This is a genomic window from Pedobacter jamesrossensis, from assembly GCF_042650905.1.
GTDB classification, from domain to species: domain Bacteria; phylum Bacteroidota; class Bacteroidia; order Sphingobacteriales; family Sphingobacteriaceae; genus Pedobacter; species Pedobacter jamesrossensis.
The window spans coordinates 92,083-109,091 of the sequence record NZ_JBHSBY010000146.1 but is presented as its reverse complement, the minus strand read 5'-3'; the positions used below and the strand labels follow the sequence as shown (position 1 = coordinate 109,091).

16 protein-coding genes are annotated in these 17,009 nt (G+C 35.9%); 13 read left to right on the top strand and 3 right to left on the bottom strand.

What is annotated here, in order from left to right:
• Positions 1-95: 95 nt before the first annotated feature.
• A complete protein-coding gene (locus ACFOUY_RS21165; RefSeq protein WP_378963282.1) occupies positions 96-839 on the bottom strand; it encodes a LytR/AlgR family response regulator transcription factor in 744 nt (247 codons plus the stop codon).
• A 1-nt stretch (position 840) separates the two neighbouring features.
• Positions 841-2,442 carry a sensor histidine kinase gene (locus ACFOUY_RS21160; protein WP_378963281.1) on the bottom strand — a complete coding sequence of 534 codons (1,602 nt, stop codon included), beginning with the start codon at positions 2,440-2,442 and terminating at the stop codon, positions 841-843.
• A 415-nt stretch (positions 2,443-2,857) separates the two neighbouring features.
• Between ACFOUY_RS21160 and fumC the strand changes: the two genes are divergently transcribed.
• The 5 genes from fumC (at position 2,858) to ACFOUY_RS21135 (ending at position 8,851) form a co-directional block, all read left to right on the top strand.
• Positions 2,858-4,255: a class II fumarate hydratase gene (fumC, locus tag ACFOUY_RS21155; RefSeq protein ID WP_378963280.1), complete on the top strand. Its 1,398-nt coding sequence runs from the start codon at positions 2,858-2,860 to the stop codon at positions 4,253-4,255.
• Positions 4,256-4,522: 267 nt separating this feature from the next.
• On the top strand, positions 4,523-4,870 hold the full coding sequence (locus ACFOUY_RS21150) for a hypothetical protein (protein WP_378963279.1): 348 nt from the start codon (positions 4,523-4,525) through the stop codon (positions 4,868-4,870).
• 17 nt (positions 4,871-4,887) lie between these two features.
• Positions 4,888-5,406: a fumarate hydratase gene (locus ACFOUY_RS21145; RefSeq protein WP_378963278.1), complete on the top strand. Its 519-nt coding sequence runs from the start codon at positions 4,888-4,890 to the stop codon at positions 5,404-5,406.
• Position 5,407: 1 nt separating this feature from the next.
• Positions 5,408-6,211, top strand: a complete 804-nt coding sequence (locus ACFOUY_RS21140) for a S1/P1 nuclease (protein ID WP_378963277.1) — start codon at positions 5,408-5,410, stop codon at positions 6,209-6,211.
• A gap of 363 nt (positions 6,212-6,574) precedes the next feature.
• A complete protein-coding gene (locus tag ACFOUY_RS21135) occupies positions 6,575-8,851 on the top strand; it encodes a Tex family protein (protein ID WP_378963276.1) in 2,277 nt (758 codons plus the stop codon).
• Between the two features lie 109 nt (positions 8,852-8,960).
• Here ACFOUY_RS21135 and ACFOUY_RS21130 read toward each other — a convergent pair whose 3' ends face one another.
• The gene (locus ACFOUY_RS21130) at positions 8,961-10,040 is read right to left on the bottom strand and encodes a mechanosensitive ion channel family protein (protein ID WP_378963275.1); all 1,080 of its coding nucleotides are present in this window, start codon (positions 10,038-10,040) and stop codon (positions 8,961-8,963) included.
• Between the two features lie 213 nt (positions 10,041-10,253).
• Here ACFOUY_RS21130 and pnuC point away from each other — a divergent pair, with 213 nt between their 5' ends.
• The 8 genes from pnuC (at position 10,254) to pyrH (ending at position 17,000) form a co-directional block, all read left to right on the top strand.
• The gene (gene pnuC, locus ACFOUY_RS21125) at positions 10,254-10,916 is read left to right on the top strand and encodes a nicotinamide riboside transporter PnuC (RefSeq protein ID WP_378963274.1); all 663 of its coding nucleotides are present in this window, start codon (positions 10,254-10,256) and stop codon (positions 10,914-10,916) included.
• Entirely contained in the window at positions 10,913-11,881 is a 969-nt protein-coding gene (locus ACFOUY_RS21120; protein ID WP_378963273.1) for an AAA family ATPase, read from the top strand. The genes pnuC and ACFOUY_RS21120 overlap by 4 nt, the downstream gene beginning before the upstream one ends.
• A 460-nt stretch (positions 11,882-12,341) precedes the next feature.
• A complete protein-coding gene (gene rplM, locus ACFOUY_RS21115) occupies positions 12,342-12,785 on the top strand; it encodes a 50S ribosomal protein L13 (protein WP_378963272.1) in 444 nt (147 codons plus the stop codon).
• 3 nt (positions 12,786-12,788) lie between these two features.
• Positions 12,789-13,175 (top strand): 30S ribosomal protein S9, encoded by a 387-nt coding sequence (gene rpsI, locus ACFOUY_RS21110; protein ID WP_025145383.1) that lies wholly within the window; start codon positions 12,789-12,791, stop codon positions 13,173-13,175.
• 18 nt (positions 13,176-13,193) lie between these two features.
• Positions 13,194-14,054: a 30S ribosomal protein S2 gene (gene rpsB, locus ACFOUY_RS21105; RefSeq protein WP_131557564.1), complete on the top strand. Its 861-nt coding sequence runs from the start codon at positions 13,194-13,196 to the stop codon at positions 14,052-14,054.
• 107 nt (positions 14,055-14,161) lie between these two features.
• Entirely contained in the window at positions 14,162-15,007 is an 846-nt protein-coding gene (gene tsf / locus ACFOUY_RS21100; RefSeq protein WP_378963271.1) for a translation elongation factor Ts, read from the top strand.
• A 129-nt stretch (positions 15,008-15,136) separates the two neighbouring features.
• Positions 15,137-16,231, top strand: coding sequence for an N-acetylglucosamine-6-phosphate deacetylase (gene nagA / locus ACFOUY_RS21095; RefSeq protein ID WP_378963270.1), 1,095 nt, complete (start codon positions 15,137-15,139; stop codon positions 16,229-16,231).
• Between the two features lie 64 nt (positions 16,232-16,295).
• Positions 16,296-17,000, top strand: coding sequence for a UMP kinase (pyrH, locus tag ACFOUY_RS21090; protein ID WP_378963269.1), 705 nt, complete (start codon positions 16,296-16,298; stop codon positions 16,998-17,000).
• The last annotated feature ends 9 nt before the right edge of the window (positions 17,001-17,009 follow it).

Here is a 17,009-nt window from a genome sequence, read left to right as displayed (position 1 = left end):
TGGCTTTCTCGAAGTGCTCGACAAGCTGTGCCTCGCAATATTGGGAACTAAGCCAGGCTCATAGATGCTTTTTTGTCTTTGTAGTAAAAATATTTTTACTTCCCTAGAAAAGTTTTTACCATTTCTCTGTTTGGCTTAGAAACAGGGATTTTATCTCCATTATTCATCAACAAAATTCCCCCATCTTCTTTAAGCCAGCTTTTAACAAATTTTGGATTTACTAAATGGCTTTGATGTGCCCGCACAAAACCATGCGGTTTCAATAAATCGGAATATTCCTTAAGAGGTTTCGATATTAAAATTCTTTCTCCGCTAGATAAATAGAAAAAAGTGTAAGTATTGTCAGCTACACAACGTACAATATTATCAACTGAAACGTAACGGATTTCGTTCTGCTGTGGCAAAGCAATTTTAGGTACACTTGGTTCAACCCTTTTTATCTGGTTGAGCAAAAAATTTAGTTGCTCTCCATTGATTTTACTTTTGATCCTTTCTTCAGCTTTTGAAACGGCCTGCTTTAATTCGTCTGGGTCGACAGGTTTAAGCAGGTAATCCAAGGCGGCAAATTTTACCGCCTGGATTCCGTAGTTATCATAGGCCGTTACAAAAATAACTTCAAAAGATTTTTCAGTAAGTAAGGTTAGTAAATCGAAACCCGTTGTTTTTCCCATTTGGATATCGAGAAAAAGCAAATCAGGGCGATGCAGATTTACTTTTGCAAAAGCATCATCAATGCCATTTGAAACAGCAACGACTTTAACTTCAGGGCAGTTCTTTGCCAGTAAAACCTGTAGGTTTTCTAAATTTGCCTGTTCATCATCTACTAAAATTGCCCTCATTTTATAACCATTGTTTTAAAGTAATCGTAACTACTGTTCCGTTTAAATCAGATTGAATATTCAAAACAAATGATGTTTGTTTATAAATTGTGTTTAGTAAAGATATTCGGTTTTTGCTTAAAGCCAAGCCTAAGCCGTTGTAAGTTTTAGCTGCATCGAAACCTTGTCCGTTATCTTTAATTTGGAGAACTAAATCTGCAGACTGCTTTTCGAAGCTGACCGCTATCAAGCCATCCTTCCCCTTTTCTGCAATACCATGTTTAACTGCGTTTTCTACAAAAGGCTGTAAAAGCATGGCTGGTATTTCGTTATTCTCGGTATCTAAATCTGACGAAGCTTTTAAAGTATATTGAAAGCCAAAACGCAACTGTTCCATTTGCAGGTAATCATCTAGCAAAGTTTTTTCTTGGGTTAGGCTGATAAGGTCTTTGCTATCTAAAACATTTCTTGTTAACCGAGCAAATTTACTGAGGTAGCGATTGGCATTATCAGTTTCATTTTTGTTCATCAGATTTTGAATCCCAGCTAAAGCATTAAACAAAAAGTGTGGGTTTAATTGTGAACGAACAGAATTTAACTGAAGTTGCGCAATTTCTTTTTCTTTAAACTGTTGAGCTAGTTTTTTAGCATCTTTCTTTTTGATGTAGGTAACCGCTACACCAAAAATGGCTCCACACATAGCTGCGATAAGAATTCCAGCAATTATCAATTCTTTTTTAGTATAGGCTTGTTCATCAAGTGTTATAGAAAGCGTATATCTAGTTATATATTTTTCTATCTCTTTCGGCGAAGCATTCATTTTAATCAATGGTTGAATAATAATTTCGTAATCCCCCGATTTTTTAAAAATGCTTTTATCAAATTTTAAATATGGAGAAAACTGATGTGTTTCATCAATGTGGCCACCATATTGCCAGGCAGTTGATTCGTAAATTATTTTATCTGTTTGCTTATCTTTTATCGAGGCTTGATAGATGTAATCAATATCTGTTCTGTCTTTTACAATTGTTAGCTCGTCATCTTTCTTAGTGAGATTGAGGTTTGTTTTTTCTTGTGGGTTGGTTATGTAGCTGTAGTCAACACCCTTTTCAACTATAAAGCGCTTTCCAAGACCTTTGATTTTTGCTTCTGGGATAGGTTTCCCGTAAAAAATTGATTTATCAATATCCTGAGGTTTTTCGATGCTATAAACTAATACTGTTATCACTTTACCTTTTATTGGATAAGTGCCGAGTGTTGTAGAACTGAATATTTCATCATCTCCCTCGGCATGAGTATCTGTTAATTGCGACTGGTTAATTAGTTTATTTACTGCTACAGGAATATTATCCACTAAAATTGTGTACCGATAGTCCTGTATATTAATCGTCTTTCTAAAATTAATTTGGATACTAACATTATTTACTTCAGGTAGATAATTAAATGATGTTTGAGGTTGATTTGGAAATACATTCCAATACGAGATATTTTTGGCTGAGCTATCAACACACATAAGTAGTTTTCCACCACCAGGATATTTTTTATTAAAGTCTATGCCTTTTTGTGCATTTACAGTAGAAATGGTGATCATAAAGCTGAGCAATAGGAAGGTTATCTTTTTCATAAGTTTTAATTTTTCATAAACTTCCAGTTCAAAGCCCATTTAAAAAAGCCCAAAATAGTAAATGGATTGTTAAACTTAGTATTTACCGAGTTTCGAACAGTATTTATTTTTAGTTTTACCGTTGGTTTGAACCAACGGAATTTAAAAGAAAAATCAAGGCTTTAGCCGAACTAGCCATTATTATTATAGGTAATGAAGAATATAGAGCAAATTTGCTCATTTAAAAATTTTTAATTTGCCATTGGCTAAAGCCGAACGACAAAGATTGAAGCGAATTACCAGGGCAGAACCCAAGCCAAAAACCAGTTCAGCACCTTTTCTTATTATATTTCGCTTTGCATTAAATATCTTACATAAATTCAACGCTTTAAAAATCTAAAAACTTAAATTTGCCACAATAAAAATCAAAATTATCATGAGTTTCAGAATAGAACACGATACCATGGGCGAGGTTCAGGTGCCTGCAGATAAATACTGGGGTGCACAAACCGAACGCTCACGTAATAACTTTAAAATCGGGCCTGAAGGTTCAATGCCTAAAGAAATTATTCATGCTTTTGGCTATTTGAAAAAAGCTGCTGCTCTGGCTAATACCGAACTTGGCGTACTTTCTGCAGATAAAGCAGAATTAATTGCCAAAGCTTGTGATGAGATTATTGCTGGCGATTTAGACGACCAATTTCCATTGGTAATTTGGCAAACCGGTTCTGGTACACAAAGTAACATGAACGGGAACGAGGTGATTGCAAACCGTGCTCACGTAATTAACGGTGGCCAATTGGCTGATGATAAAAAAGTGCTTCACCCGAATGATGATGTGAACAAATCGCAATCATCAAACGATACCTATCCAACAGCAATGCATATTGCAGCCTATAAATTAACGGTAGAAAATACCATTCCGGGTTTAGAGAAACTACATAATGCTTTGGCTAAAAAGGTAGAAGAATTTAGCTCGATTGTTAAAACAGGTCGTACCCACTTTATGGATGCAACTCCATTAACTTTAGGGCAAGAATTTTCGGGTTACGTACAACAGATTGACAACAGCATCAGAGCTATTAAAAATGCTTTGGTAATGGTTGCTGAATTAGCTTTGGGCGGTACTGCAGTTGGTACTGGCTTAAATACGCCAAAAGGATACGATGTTTTAGTGGCTAAAAAAATTGCCGATTTAACAGGTTTACCATTTGTTACCGCTCCAAATAAATTCGAAGCTTTGGCTGCTCACGATGCAATGGTTGAGCTTTCTGGTGCTTTAAAACGTACTGCTGTAGCTTTAATGAAAGTAGCAAATGATGTACGCATGCTAAGTTCTGGTCCGCGTTGTGGTATTGGCGAAATCGTAATTCCAGATAACGAACCAGGTTCTTCAATTATGCCAGGAAAAGTTAATCCAACACAGCCAGAGGCATTAACTATGGTTTGTGCCCAGGTTATGGGCAACGATGTCGCGGTTTCTATTGGCGGTATGTCAGGTCATTTCGAACTGAATGTTTTCAAGCCTTTAATCGCGGCTAATGTGTTGCAATCGGCTCGTTTAATTGGTGATGCCTGCGTTTCTTTCACTGAAAAATGTGCAGAAGGGATTACGGCTAACTTGCCAGAAATTGAGAAACATTTGCAAAATTCGTTGATGTTGGTAACGGCATTAAATCCTCATGTAGGTTATGAAAACGCAGCTAAAATTGCCAAAAAAGCACATAAAGAAAATAAAACTTTAAAAGTAGCTGCAGTAGAACTAGGCTTATTAACAAACGAACAATTTGATGAGTGGGTTAAACCCGGCGATATGGTTGGAAGTTTGAAGTAAGCCCTTAGCCCCCTGAAGGGTAAATTCCTTTCTACAGTTTATTTAGCATTAGAAATGAAAGCCCCTTTAGGAGTTTGGGATGTAAAGCAAAAGGCGGTAGTTCTTCGGTTTCGCAAGCCCTGCTTTTTGCTTCAATCTTTTACCCAAGTCCCCTTTGGGGATTTAGGGATAAAAGTATTTTCGCTTCAATACGGGTTTAATTAACTTAGGCCTATAACAGAAAATCTCGGTTGCAAAACGTAAAGTAAAAACTTAAAAACCAGAAAAATGGATAGTTCAATAATGACAATTTTTTACAGCCTGATTTCGTTACTCTCGCCACTTTTAATTTTCATTGCCTCATGCTACTATATTTCTAAAAAACGAAGTGCAGATGCAGTTTTACTTATAATAGGTTCAGGAATGTCGTTATTGTTGAGCATTACTTATAATGTTTTAATGCCTTATTTAATGAGTGCAGGTAATTTGCCAGCTTCAGAAGTAACTCAATATTATAAAATTTTAGGTGTTGCTGGCTTTATCGGCGGAATCTTCTTTGCCGTAGGCTTATTTATGTTGATATACAACACTGTAAATAGTAATAAAATCGTTGCCAATCAATTTCCGCTACACTAGCGAATAAATTTTTCATCATGCCCGCATTTAAAAAAATATTTACAAAGCCGCTTTACATCTTCCTTTTTACTTTACCCATTTTACATTTTGCTTGTTCTCCTCGCCCTAACATACAAGGTAAAGGTGAAGCATATATGCAAGGCGTGTGGAACGAAGATTCGGTTGCTTTTAGTAATAAATTAAAAAACTACACGCAGCACCATTTAAAATTTACCTGCGATTCTGTTTACATAGATTTTGTAACGCACAGCAAAATTAATTTTTACGAAGATTCTTGCTATAACAATGGCGTTTGGAAAGAATATGCAAAAGGTGTTTATGCTGTAAAAGGCGATACATTATTTATCGGGGCAACTTTTACACATGCTAATTACAAACAGAAAATATCGGGTTGTTATCGTATTGGTCGTTACGACCAAAATTTTCTGATTAAAAAACGTACCGCTGATTCTATCTTAATGGAAAGTTTAAGCGATCAAAGAGAAATTAAACTATCGTTCAAAGAAAAAATTACCTGTGTTCAAAAAGAATTATAAAATGATATCATCTATTAAAAAGAAATTAGTTACAGCATTTGCTGTGGCAGCATTGGCCTATTTACCTACTCAGGTTATGGCCTGGGGAATGATTGGTCACCGAGTAGTTGGCGAAGTTGCCGATAGCTACCTAACACCAAAAGCCCGCAAAGCGATACAAGCTATTTTAGGGACAGAAAGTTTAGCCATGTGTGCAAACTGGGGCGATTTCATTAAATCGGATTCTACCTATAACTATATGTATAACTGGCATTTTGTAAACCTCCCAGGAGGATTAGATAAACAAGGTGTTTATAATATTTTAGAAACCGAAAAGGCTCCAAACCTTTACAACAAGATAATCGATTTAACTGCAATTCTAAAAAAAACAGGCAGTACTGCATCCGAAAAACAATTAGCCTTACGAATGCTTGTACACATGGCAGGCGATTTATGCCAGCCAATGCATGTTGCCCATAAAGAAGATTTAGGCGGTAATAGAGTTTCTGTATTGTGGTTTAACGAAAAATCTAATTTACATCGAGTTTGGGATGAGCAGTTAATCGAATATCAGCAGTTAAGTTATACAGAATACACGAAAGCAATTAATCATCCATCGGCAGTGCAATTATATAATTGGAAAAATACCACTTTAAAAGATTGCATTTACGAATCTTATACGGTTTGCAGCAAAATTTATGATAACACGAAACCTGATTCTAAGTTAAGTTATCGTTACAATTTTGAATGGGTTGAAACATTGAATCAACAGCTTTTAAAAGGTGGAGTTCGTTTAGCGAAAATGTTGAATGATATTTACGGATAATTTTCATTGATATTAAAATTCTCTAAGCAATGCTTAGGGGATTTTTTGTTTCTACCATAAAGACATTTAAGCTTAGATGGGCTAAAATGTCTTATATGGTAAAGTTTTTCTGAAAACAATAGCAAGTATTTTTTGGCTCCTTTAGTTCCATCATTTATTCTAATCTGTTGATCTCCACTTTCCGTCATTTGCCATCATAAAAAAATTTAACGCCTTTGCTTTTCAAAAAATAAAATCATCACTTTATCGAAAATCTATCTAATCCTGAGATAATTTTACTCACATATTTCGGTGGAAAACTTGATTTTAAAACACTTTAAATTCCACAAAACCTGATTAGCTTTGCCACATTAATTTTCGAATATGTTAGCTCACCATAAAATAATTGCAGCCGAATTAAAAGTTGCAGAAAAACAAGTAACTGCGACCGTAAATTTATTAGACGACGGCGCAACCGTACCATTTATTTCTCGTTACCGAAAAGAATTAACCGGAAGCTTAGACGAGGTTCAGGTGGCTGGAATTCGAGACAGAGTTTTGCAATTACGCGATTTAGACAAGCGCCGCGAAGCGATTTTAAAATCGATGACGGAGCTAGGCAAGCTAACCCCAGAGTTGGAAAAACAAATAAGCGAAGCTGAAACCATTTCGCTTTTAGAAGATATTTATTTGCCTTACAAACCGAAGCGTAAAACACGTGCTTCGATGGCGAAAGAAAAAGGTTTAGAGCCATTGGCTTTACAAATTTTCGACCAGAAGAATTTTGATTTGGAAGCTGTTGCCCAAAAATTTATAGATGCTGATAAAGGGGTAAATACTTTAGACCAAGCCTTTGCTGGCGCCAGAGATATTATTGCCGAAATGATTTCGGAGAATGCCGAAGTCCGTACAAAAATGCGGGCTTATTTTCAAGAAAAAGCCGAATTCAAATCGGAAGTGATTAAGGGAAAAGAAGAAGAAGGAATCAAATACAAAGATTATTTCGAATGGAGTGAACCTGTAAAAACAGCCGCTTCGCACCGTGTTTTGGCTATGCGCCGTGGCGAAAAGGAATTGATTTTGCGTTTAGATGCCTTACCACCAACCGAAGATGCTTTGGCAATTTTGGAAAACGAGTTTATTTTAGGCAATAATGAGGCTTCGAAGCAAGTTCAATTAGCTTTAGAAGATGGTTATAAACGTTTGCTAGAGCCTGCAATGGAAACAGAACTTCGTGTGTTAACCAAACAAAAAGCAGATGAAGAAGCTATAAGGGTTTTTGCAGAAAATGCTCGCCAACTTTTATTATCTGCGCCAATGGGGCAAAAAAATGTATTGGCTATCGATCCAGGTTTCCGAACAGGTTGCAAAGTAGTTTGCTTAGATAAACAAGGTCAGTTATTGGAAAACACGGCAATTTACCCACATACCGGACAAGGAAACGTTAAAAATGCAGAAGTTACTATTCAGCAGCTTTGTGAGAAACACAATGTTGAAGCCATTGCAATCGGTAATGGAACTGCAGGCAGAGAAACTGAAGCTTTTGTCCGCGGTTTAAATCTACCTAATGTTGCCATTGTGATGGTGAATGAAAGCGGCGCTTCAATTTATTCAGCATCTGATGTTGCTCGTGAAGAATTCCCTACTCAAGATATTACCGTTCGTGGTGCCGTTTCAATTGGTCGTAGGTTAATGGACCCGTTAGCTGAACTTGTAAAAATAGACCCAAAATCAATTGGTGTTGGGCAATATCAGCACGATGTTGACCAAAGTAAATTACAGGCAAGTTTAGATGATACCGTTATTAGTGCGGTAAATGCGGTTGGTGTTGAATTGAATACTGCCTCTAAACAAATTTTGGCTTATGTTTCTGGTTTAGGTCCAAGTTTAGCACAAAACATCGTCGATTATAGAAATGCTAATGGTGCGTTTAAAAATCGGGAAAGTTTGAAAAAAGTTCCTCGGTTAGGTGATAAAGCTTACGAACAAGCGGCAGGTTTTTTGCGTATCCGAAATGCGGAAAACGTTTTAGATACCAGTGGAGTACACCCAGAACGTTATCCTGTAGTTGATAAAATGGCTAAAGATTTAGGCACAACCGTTTCGGCTTTAATAAAAGATACGCAATTACAGAAACAAATTAAGCCTCAACAATACGTTACCGATGAAATTGGTTTACCAACTTTAACCGATATTTTAAAAGAGTTGGCAAAACCTGGCCGCGACCCGCGTGAACAGTTCGAAGCCTTCAGCTTTACAGATGGTGTAAACGAAATTGCCGATTTAAGAACGGGCATGAAATTGCCGGGAATTGTAACCAATATTACAAATTTTGGTGCTTTTGTTGATATTGGCGTTCACCAAGATGGCTTGGTTCACACCAGTCAATTGGCTAATCGTTTTGTAGCAAACCCGAATGATGTTGTAAAAGTTCACCAAAAAGTAGAAGTTACCGTGATGGAAATTGATGTGGCTCGCAAAAGGATTTCGCTTTCTATGAAAACCGAAGAGAGCGCAAAACCGAAAGAGCAAAGTAGAAAGCCAAGAGAAGATAAACCAAAGCAAGATTACAAACCTAATTTTAAACCCAAAAATGAGCCAAAGAATGCTGATGGCGATTTGCAAGAAAAATTAGCTAAGTTAAAAGGGATGTTTAAATAGTTTCTAAAATCGTCATTTCGACCGTAGTGGAGAAATCTTTGTACCTGATTATATGCCAAGTAAAAAAAAATCTCCACTACGGTTCCTCCAGTCGAAAGGACAGCAACGACTAGATCCCCTCAAATTTATCTTTCCATTCTAACCTTTTCTTTGGTAAACTTTCAGGATAATTGGTTTGAATAAACGCAATCATTTCTTCTCGTATATTACAGCGTAAATCAAAAGCCCTCGAAGAGTTGGAAGCACTCATTAAATAACGCACTTCAATCGACCCATCTTTGGTACTATCGGTAACCTGAACCACATTAACCCTTTTATCCCAAAGGGGATTAGAATTTAATAATCGTGTTAATTCTTGTCGCATTGGTTCAATTGGAATGGTGTAATCAAGGTAAAGAAAAACCGTTCCAAGTAAATCAGCAGAAACCCTTGTCCAGTTTTGAAATGGTTTCTCTATAAAATAAGTAATTGGCAGAATGAGTCTTCGCTGATCCCAAATATTAACTACAACATAGGTTAAAGTAATTTCTTCTACCTTTCCCCATTCGCCCTCCACAATTAAAACATCATCAATACGAATAGGTCGTGTAAAGGCAATTTGAAAGCCTGCGAGTAAATTTCCTAGCGATTTCTGCGCAGCAAAGCCTATAATAATACCACCAATACCAACGCCAGTAAGTAAGCCAGCGCCTATTTTTCGCATACTTTCGAAACTCAATAGAATTATTGCAGCAGTAATTAAAATAATTAAGGAAACAATAAATTTCCGAACAAACTGAAGCTGGGTTCTTATTTTGCGTTCCTTTAAATTATTCTCTTTGTTAAGGTCGTATTTGAGGAAGAAATAATCTTCGAGAACATTAATTGTTCGTACCAAAATTAAAGCAAAAATGATGGTTAAACATATTTCGAGTGCTTTATCCAATGATAATCTAACTGTCGCTGGCATTATCATTAAATCCAAAGAAAAATTTAGAAAAAGTAACGGTATGAAAACTGCAATTGGGCGACGAAGATGCTTAATTGTAGATTTGATGACAACAAAATCCCACCAACGAGATAGTAAAATAAATATCTTATGAATGATGAGTTTAACTGAAATACCTAGTAAAATTGCTATCAAAGCAATAATCAGATTCTTTAAAAATAATGGAATAGGATAACCGAAAATATTATCTAAATACTGCATTTAAGAAATTTGTTGGTTAATAAATAGGCCGAAAGCCATTAGACAATTAAATAACAAGAATCTTTTGTATTTGTTTGTGCTGAAGAAATCGAACACAATAAATTATATAAAATTGAAAACTGTTTTTAAGTTTATATTTGCTTCCACAGGCTTCAGCATGATAACTGTAGATAAATGAAGTAAATTTAAACCTGCTTTTCCTTACCAATCAATATGGATTTTTTTAATTCACATAGTATATTTTTTACCGCACTGGGCTACCAAATGAGTTATCTCGAATTCTTTGCTGTAACCACAGGCATAATTTCTGTCGTACTTTCGGCAAAAGCAAGCATTTGGAGTTGGCCGGCCGGAATTGTGAATGTTTTTTTATCGGCTTTTTTCTATTATCAAATTCAGCTTTACCCAGATATGTTTTTGATGTTTTTCTTTTTCGTAACCAATATTTTAGGTTGGTGGCGATGGGCAAATCCTAAACCCGATGAGGAAGATAAAAAGAAAGAATTGAAAGTAAGTCTCATGCCTCGAAAGCAATTTTACATCTGGCTTGCAGCGGGCATTGCTGGCACTATACTTGTAGGCACTTTAGCAAGTCAATTACACAACTGGTTCCCTTTACTTTTTAATTTACCAAGTGCTTATCCATTTGTCGATTCTTTTATTTTAGTGATGAGTGTGATTACTACTTTCTTAATGATTCAGAAAAGAATAGAGTGCTGGATTATTTGGTTGTTGATTGATGTTGTAGCGACATATTTATACTTTTTAAAAGGCGCTAAATTTTTCGGAGTAGAGTATTTTATATTTACCATTATTGCTGCTTTTGCACTTTGGAATTGGATTAAAGAGTTTAAAAGCTATAGCAAAACCAGATGAAAAGAGGTTTAGTAATTGGTAAGTTTATGCCTATTCATAAAGGGCATATGGCATTAATTAATTTTGCGGCTTCGCAGTGCGATGAACTTATCGTATCGATGAGTTCATCGCCAAGCGACCCAATAAATGCAGAATTGCGTTTTAACTGGATAAAAGAAATCTTCAAAAACCAATCGAATATTAAACCAGCTTTAATTGCTGATGATTTTGATAACAATTTATTAAACCTTGAAGAAAGAACAGAAATATGGGCAAAAAGAATGCAAGAAGTTTATCCAAAAATTGATATACTTTTTAGTTCAGAAGAATATGGTAAGCCTTTCGCACTAAACTTAGAGGCCGAACATATTCTGTTCGACCAGCAAAGAATTACAACACCAGTTTCTGCTACTATGATTCGCAGCAATCCTTATAAATATTGGGAATACATTCCTGATGAGGTTAAATCTTATTTTGTTAAAAGAATTTGTTTCTACGGGCCTGAAAGCACAGGAAAATCTACACTAACAGAAAAGATGGCTTTACTTTATAAAACTGAATTTGTGCCAGAAGTTGCCAGAGAGCTTATTACATCTAATGATATTTCTGTTGATGATATTATTAAAATAGGCAAAGCACAAACGCAACGTATTTTAGAGAAAACGCTTATTGCCAATAAAATTCTCTTTTGCGATACAGACGTGATTACCACTCAAATTTATTCACAACATTATCTGCAATACATTCCTGAAATTCTCTTCGAACTTGAAGCCCAAATTAAATATGATTTATACTTCTTGTTAAATATTGATGTTGCCTGGGTTGAAGATGATTTACGCGATATGGGTGATAGAAGAAAAGAAATGTATGCGATATTTAAAAATGAACTTGATAAGCGAAGTATTAAATACATTGAAATAAGAGGGGATTATCAGCAAAGAGAATTAATGGTGAAAACGATTATTGATGAAATGTTAATTCTTTGAGGTTTCACCTGGAACAACATTACACATTAAAAATGTGTATCTCAAGTATCCTCGTTTCAAGCGAGGGCAATTAATTGTTTATGCCTAAGCCAAAACGAAAATAGTATTGGTAAACTAAGTTCCTCAAACCCGATTGAAGTGGAAATCCTTTTTTTGTAGTTCCTAACTTAATAGATTGTTTCGTCGTTCTTCCACGCAATGACGGGAATTTTGAAAGAATGAAAGGAGTTCAAAAAAAATTGAAACAAAAAGCGGGACAGAAACCGACCGAAGAACTACTGCAATTGCTTTACCCCTAAATCCTCAAAGGGGACTTACATCTTTCGCAGGTAAAAACCCCTTTTAGGGGTTGGGGTTATTTTTTTTAACCAACTATTTGATAATAAAAGTTTTCTATCTATCTTTGCAGTCCCAATTTTAATGGGAATAATAAATTGTTTAATAAATTAAATACAAGCAAGTGAATACGTTAAGTTACAAAACTGTCTCTGCCAATGCGAAAACTGTTAACAAACAGTGGATTGTTGTTGATGCACAAGGCGAGATTTTGGGGCGCTTGTCATCGAAGATCGCTATGATCATCCGTGGTAAAAACAAGCCTGAGTACACCCCACACGTAGATTGCGGAGATAACGTAATTGTTATCAATGCAGACAAGGTTAAATTGACAGGAAACAAATTCAGCCAAAAGCAATATGTTTCTTATACTGGTTATCCAGGTGGTCAACGTTTTATTTCTCCTAAGGAGTTAATGGCGAAACACCCTCAACGTGTAATTGAGAAAGCAGTAAGAGGTATGTTACCTAAAACTAAATTGGGCAAAAAATTATACACAAATCTTTTTGTGTATGCTGGTGAATCTCATCCGCACTCGGCTCAATCTCCAAAAACCATTAAACTTTAAGAAATGTCAGTTACTAACACTTCAGGCAGAAGAAAAACAGCTGTTGCACGTATCTACTTAAAAGATGGTGCTGGAGCAATTACCGTTAACGGTAAAGATCACAAAGTATATTTCCCAACTTTACCTTTACAATACATCGTAAACCAAAGTTTAGAGGTTTCTGAACTTACAGGTCGTTATGATATCACTGTAAATGTACAAGGTGGTGGAGTAAAAGGACAAGCAGAAGCTGTTCGTTTAGCTATTGCTAAAGCGATTGTAGAACTTGATGCGGAGAAAAAACCAGCATTGCGTGCTAAAGGTTTAATGACACGTGATAACCGTATGGTTGAGCGTAAAAAACCAGGACGTGCAAAAGCTCGTAAGAAATTCCAATTCAGTAAACGTTAATCACAGGAGGCAAAGACAATGGCAAGAACAACTTATCAAGACTTATTGGATGCAGGTGTACACTTTGGTCACCTTACCCGTAAATGGAATCCAAAAATGGCTCCTTACATTTTCATGGAGCGTAATGGAATTCACATTATAGATTTAAATAAAACTTTAACTAAAACTGAAGAAGCTGCGGCTGCGATTAAACAAATCGTAAAATCAGGACGTAAAGTGTTATTTGTTTCAACAAAAAAACAAGCAAAAGGAATCGTAGCTGAGCAAGCTAAGAAAGTAAACATGCCTTTCGTAACCGAACGTTGGTTAGGTGGTATGTTAACTAACTTCGCTACAGTTCGTAAGTCGATTAAAAAGATGGTTACCATCGATAAAATGACTAAAGACGGTACTTATGCGATTTTATCTAAAAAAGAGCGTTTGATGATTCAGCGTGAACGTATTAAATTAGAATCACTTTTAGGTGGTATTGCTGATTTAAACCGTTTACCTGCAGCTTTATTCTTAATTGATGTTAAGAAAGAGCATATCGCAGTAACTGAAGCGTTAAAATTAAACATCCCAACTTTTGCGATGGTTGATACAAACTCTGATCCTTCTAACATCGATTTCCCTATTCCAGCGAATGATGATGCTACAAAATCAATCTCTTTAATTACTGATGTAATTATCAAAGCTATTGAAGAAGGTTTAGATGAGCGTAAACGTGAAAAAGATGATGAAGCTGAGAAAGAAGCAGTAGCAGCGAAAGTTGCAGCTGATGCTCCTGAAGCAAAAGAGCCTAGAGCAGCTGGTGAAAAAAGACCAACTACTAAAAAGGTAACTGCTGAAGCAGAAGTTGAAGCACCTTCATCGGAAGAAACTAAAACAGAAGAATAGACCCCAACCCCTAAAGGGGAGTATCGGGTCAAAAAATTCAAATTCATAAAATTATTTAATCACTCGCAAGCCCCCTTCAGGGGGTTTGGGGGTAAAAAGGAAATAAAATGTCTACAGTACAAATTACTGCCGCTGATGTAAACAAATTGCGCCAACAAACTGGCGCTGGTATGATGGATTGCAAAAAAGCTTTAGTAGAGGCTAATGGCGATTTTGAAGCTGCGGTTGATTTATTGCGCAAAAAAGGCCAAAAAGTATCTGCTGCCCGTTCTGGAAATGCTACTTCTGAAGGTCTTGTATCAATCAATGTATCAGCAGATGGTACAAACGGTAAATTAGTTGCTTTAGCTTGCGAAACTGAGCCAGTTTCTAAAGTTGAAGATTTCCGTAATTTAGCACAAGCTGTTTTAGCAGCAGCTGTAGCAAACAATCCAGCTAATGTTGAAGAATTATCAGCAATTACTTTAGAAGATGGACGTACTGTTGCTGAAACTATTACTGAATTAACTGGTAAAATTGGCGAGAAAATCGTTATTCAAGAGTATGCAAATGTATCTGGCGAAAAAATCGTTTCATATATCCACTCGAATGGTAAAATGGGCGTTTTAGTAGTTTTTGAAGGTGCAAACGGTGCAGATATTACTGATGCTGGTAAAGATGTTGCAATGCAAATTGCTGCAATGAACCCCGTTGCTGTTGATAAAGACGGAGTTGATCCTGCTACAATTGAGCGTGAAATTGAAATTGCTAAAGATGTTATCCGTGCTGAAGGTAAACCAGAAGAAATGGTTGAAAAAATTGCAGCTGGTAAATTAAACAAATTCTACAAAGACAGTACTTTACTAAACCAAGAGTTTGTTAAAGATGGTTCTGTAGATGTTCGTAAATTCTTAGATAATACTGCTAAAGGATTAACTGTAACAGCTTTCAAACGTGTACAATTAGGTGCATAAGTAAAAAAATAATTTTTTAAAAAATCCCGATGAAAATCGGGATTTTTTTTTGCCCTTTTTTATAATACAGTTTCACTATCAACAATTAGCTTGTTACTTTGTAATTTAGCTAAAACAATATTAAAAAATATGCCAGTCATTGAAAACGTAAGCTTTTATCAAAATAATGTTCTAATCGAAAATCAAAATATAGAAATTAATCAAGGACTTATCACATCATTCGAATCAAATCCACCAGAAAAGAAAACAGAAAAATTTGTTGTTCCTGGTTTTATTGATTTACAAATTTATGGTGCAGGTGGGAGATTGTTTTCTGCAGCACCAACCGTAGAATCTTTGACCATTATGGAAGATGATTTGCTGAAAAAAGGTACAACTGGTTTTTTAGCTTGCATGGCCACCAATACACCCGAAGTTTTTAATGAATGTATTAAAGCAGCAAAAGAACACCGCTCATCAGCCAGAAATTGCTTAGGCTTACATCTCGAAGGCCCATATTTAAATCCAAAACGCTTAGGTGCACATGTCCCTGAATTTGTCCGTAAAGCTTCGCTTGATGAAATTAAACAACTTTTAGATTTTGGAGATGGCGTAATTAAAATGATGACTATTGCACCAGAATTACAAGATGACGATGTTATTCAATACCTTTTAGATAATGGCGTGGTTGTTTCCCTTGGGCATAGTAATGCCACTTTTGATGAAGCAACAGCAGCATACAATAAAGGAATTCAGACCACAACGCATTTATTTAATGCAATGAGCCCCATTCATCATCGTGAACCTGGAATACCAACCGCCGTTTTCAGTCATGACAAGGCAATGGCCAGCATAATAGCAGATGGACAACATTTGAATTTTGAAGTTGTAAAATTTGCTCAAAAGTTATTAAAACAGCGGTTGTTTCTGATCACCGATGCAGTTACAGAATGTTCTACTGGCCCATATCAACATGTTGCCAAAGCAGAAAAATTTGTAATGCCAGATGGAACCTTATCTGGTTCATCATTAACAATGCTACAGGCTGTGAAAAATTGTGTACTACGTTGCGATATCTCGCTTGTTGACGCATTAAATATGGCTACAATCTATCCCTCAAAATTAATTGGCAGACAAGATGTTATTGGCAGAATTGATATTGGCTGTAAAGCAAATCTTTTGGTTCTAGATAAAGATTTGAACTTGCAGGAAGTAATATTTGAAGGAAATCAAATATCAAGCTAAATATTTACATCATTTGTTAAAAAGCATAGCGAGGTATTAAAAAATTGTTAATATTTTTGAGGTCATGAAATACAAACGCATCCTACTAAAGCTTAGCGGCGAATCGCTAATGGGCGATAAACAATACGGAATTGATAATGAACGCGTTAAACAATATGCCGAAGATATTAAAGCTGTACACGATAAAGGATTAGAAATCGCAATCGTAATTGGTGGAGGAAATATTTTTAGAGGCCTTAGTGCTGAAAAAAGTGGAATGGATAGAGCGCAGGCCGATTATATGGGTATGTTAGCAACTGTTATCAATTCAATGGCTTTGCAAGATGCGTTAGAAAAGGTTGGGATAAAAACCCGCTTACTTACCGCAATTAAAATGGAGCAAATTTGCGAACCATTCATCCGCAGAAGAGCTGTACGTCACTTAGAAAAAGGTCGTGTGGTAATTTTCGGTGCAGGAACAGGTAATCCGTACTTTACAACTGACTCAGCTGCTGCATTAAGAGCAATTGAAATTAAGGCCGATGCTGTATTAAAAGGCACAAGAGTAGATGGAATTTACACCGCTGACCCTGAAAAAGATCCATCGGCAACTAAATATGACGAAATTTCTTTCAGAGAAGTTTATGCTAAAGGCTTAAATGTTATGGATATGACTGCTTTTACATTATGTGAAGAAAACCAAGTTCCGATTATCGTGTTTGATATGAACAAACATGGCAACTTTATGAAAATTGCAAATGGTGAAGCTATTGGTACTTTAGTAAAATAGCATATAAAA

Bases quoted from the DNA above. Each gene is read 5' to 3' on its own strand.
- ACFOUY_RS21165 (WP_378963282.1), bottom strand. From the start codon at position 839: ATGAGGGCAATTTTAGTAGATGATGAACAGGCAAATTTAGAAAACCTA.
- ACFOUY_RS21160 (WP_378963281.1), bottom strand. From the start codon at position 2,442: ATGAAAAAGATAACCTTCCTATTGCTCAGCTTTATGATCACCATTTCT.
- fumC (WP_378963280.1), top strand. From the start codon at position 2,858: ATGAGTTTCAGAATAGAACACGATACCATGGGCGAGGTTCAGGTGCCT.
- ACFOUY_RS21150 (WP_378963279.1), top strand. From the start codon at position 4,523: ATGGATAGTTCAATAATGACAATTTTTTACAGCCTGATTTCGTTACTC.
- ACFOUY_RS21145 (WP_378963278.1), top strand. From the start codon at position 4,888: ATGCCCGCATTTAAAAAAATATTTACAAAGCCGCTTTACATCTTCCTT.
- ACFOUY_RS21140 (WP_378963277.1), top strand. From the start codon at position 5,408: ATGATATCATCTATTAAAAAGAAATTAGTTACAGCATTTGCTGTGGCA.
- ACFOUY_RS21135 (WP_378963276.1), top strand. From the start codon at position 6,575: ATGTTAGCTCACCATAAAATAATTGCAGCCGAATTAAAAGTTGCAGAA.
- ACFOUY_RS21130 (WP_378963275.1), bottom strand. From the start codon at position 10,040: ATGCAGTATTTAGATAATATTTTCGGTTATCCTATTCCATTATTTTTA.
- pnuC (WP_378963274.1), top strand. From the start codon at position 10,254: ATGGATTTTTTTAATTCACATAGTATATTTTTTACCGCACTGGGCTAC.
- ACFOUY_RS21120 (WP_378963273.1), top strand. From the start codon at position 10,913: ATGAAAAGAGGTTTAGTAATTGGTAAGTTTATGCCTATTCATAAAGGG.
- rpsI (WP_025145383.1), top strand. From the start codon at position 12,789: ATGTCAGTTACTAACACTTCAGGCAGAAGAAAAACAGCTGTTGCACGT.
- rpsB (WP_131557564.1), top strand. From the start codon at position 13,194: ATGGCAAGAACAACTTATCAAGACTTATTGGATGCAGGTGTACACTTT.
- tsf (WP_378963271.1), top strand. From the start codon at position 14,162: ATGTCTACAGTACAAATTACTGCCGCTGATGTAAACAAATTGCGCCAA.
- nagA (WP_378963270.1), top strand. From the start codon at position 15,137: ATGCCAGTCATTGAAAACGTAAGCTTTTATCAAAATAATGTTCTAATC.
- pyrH (WP_378963269.1), top strand. From the start codon at position 16,296: ATGAAATACAAACGCATCCTACTAAAGCTTAGCGGCGAATCGCTAATG.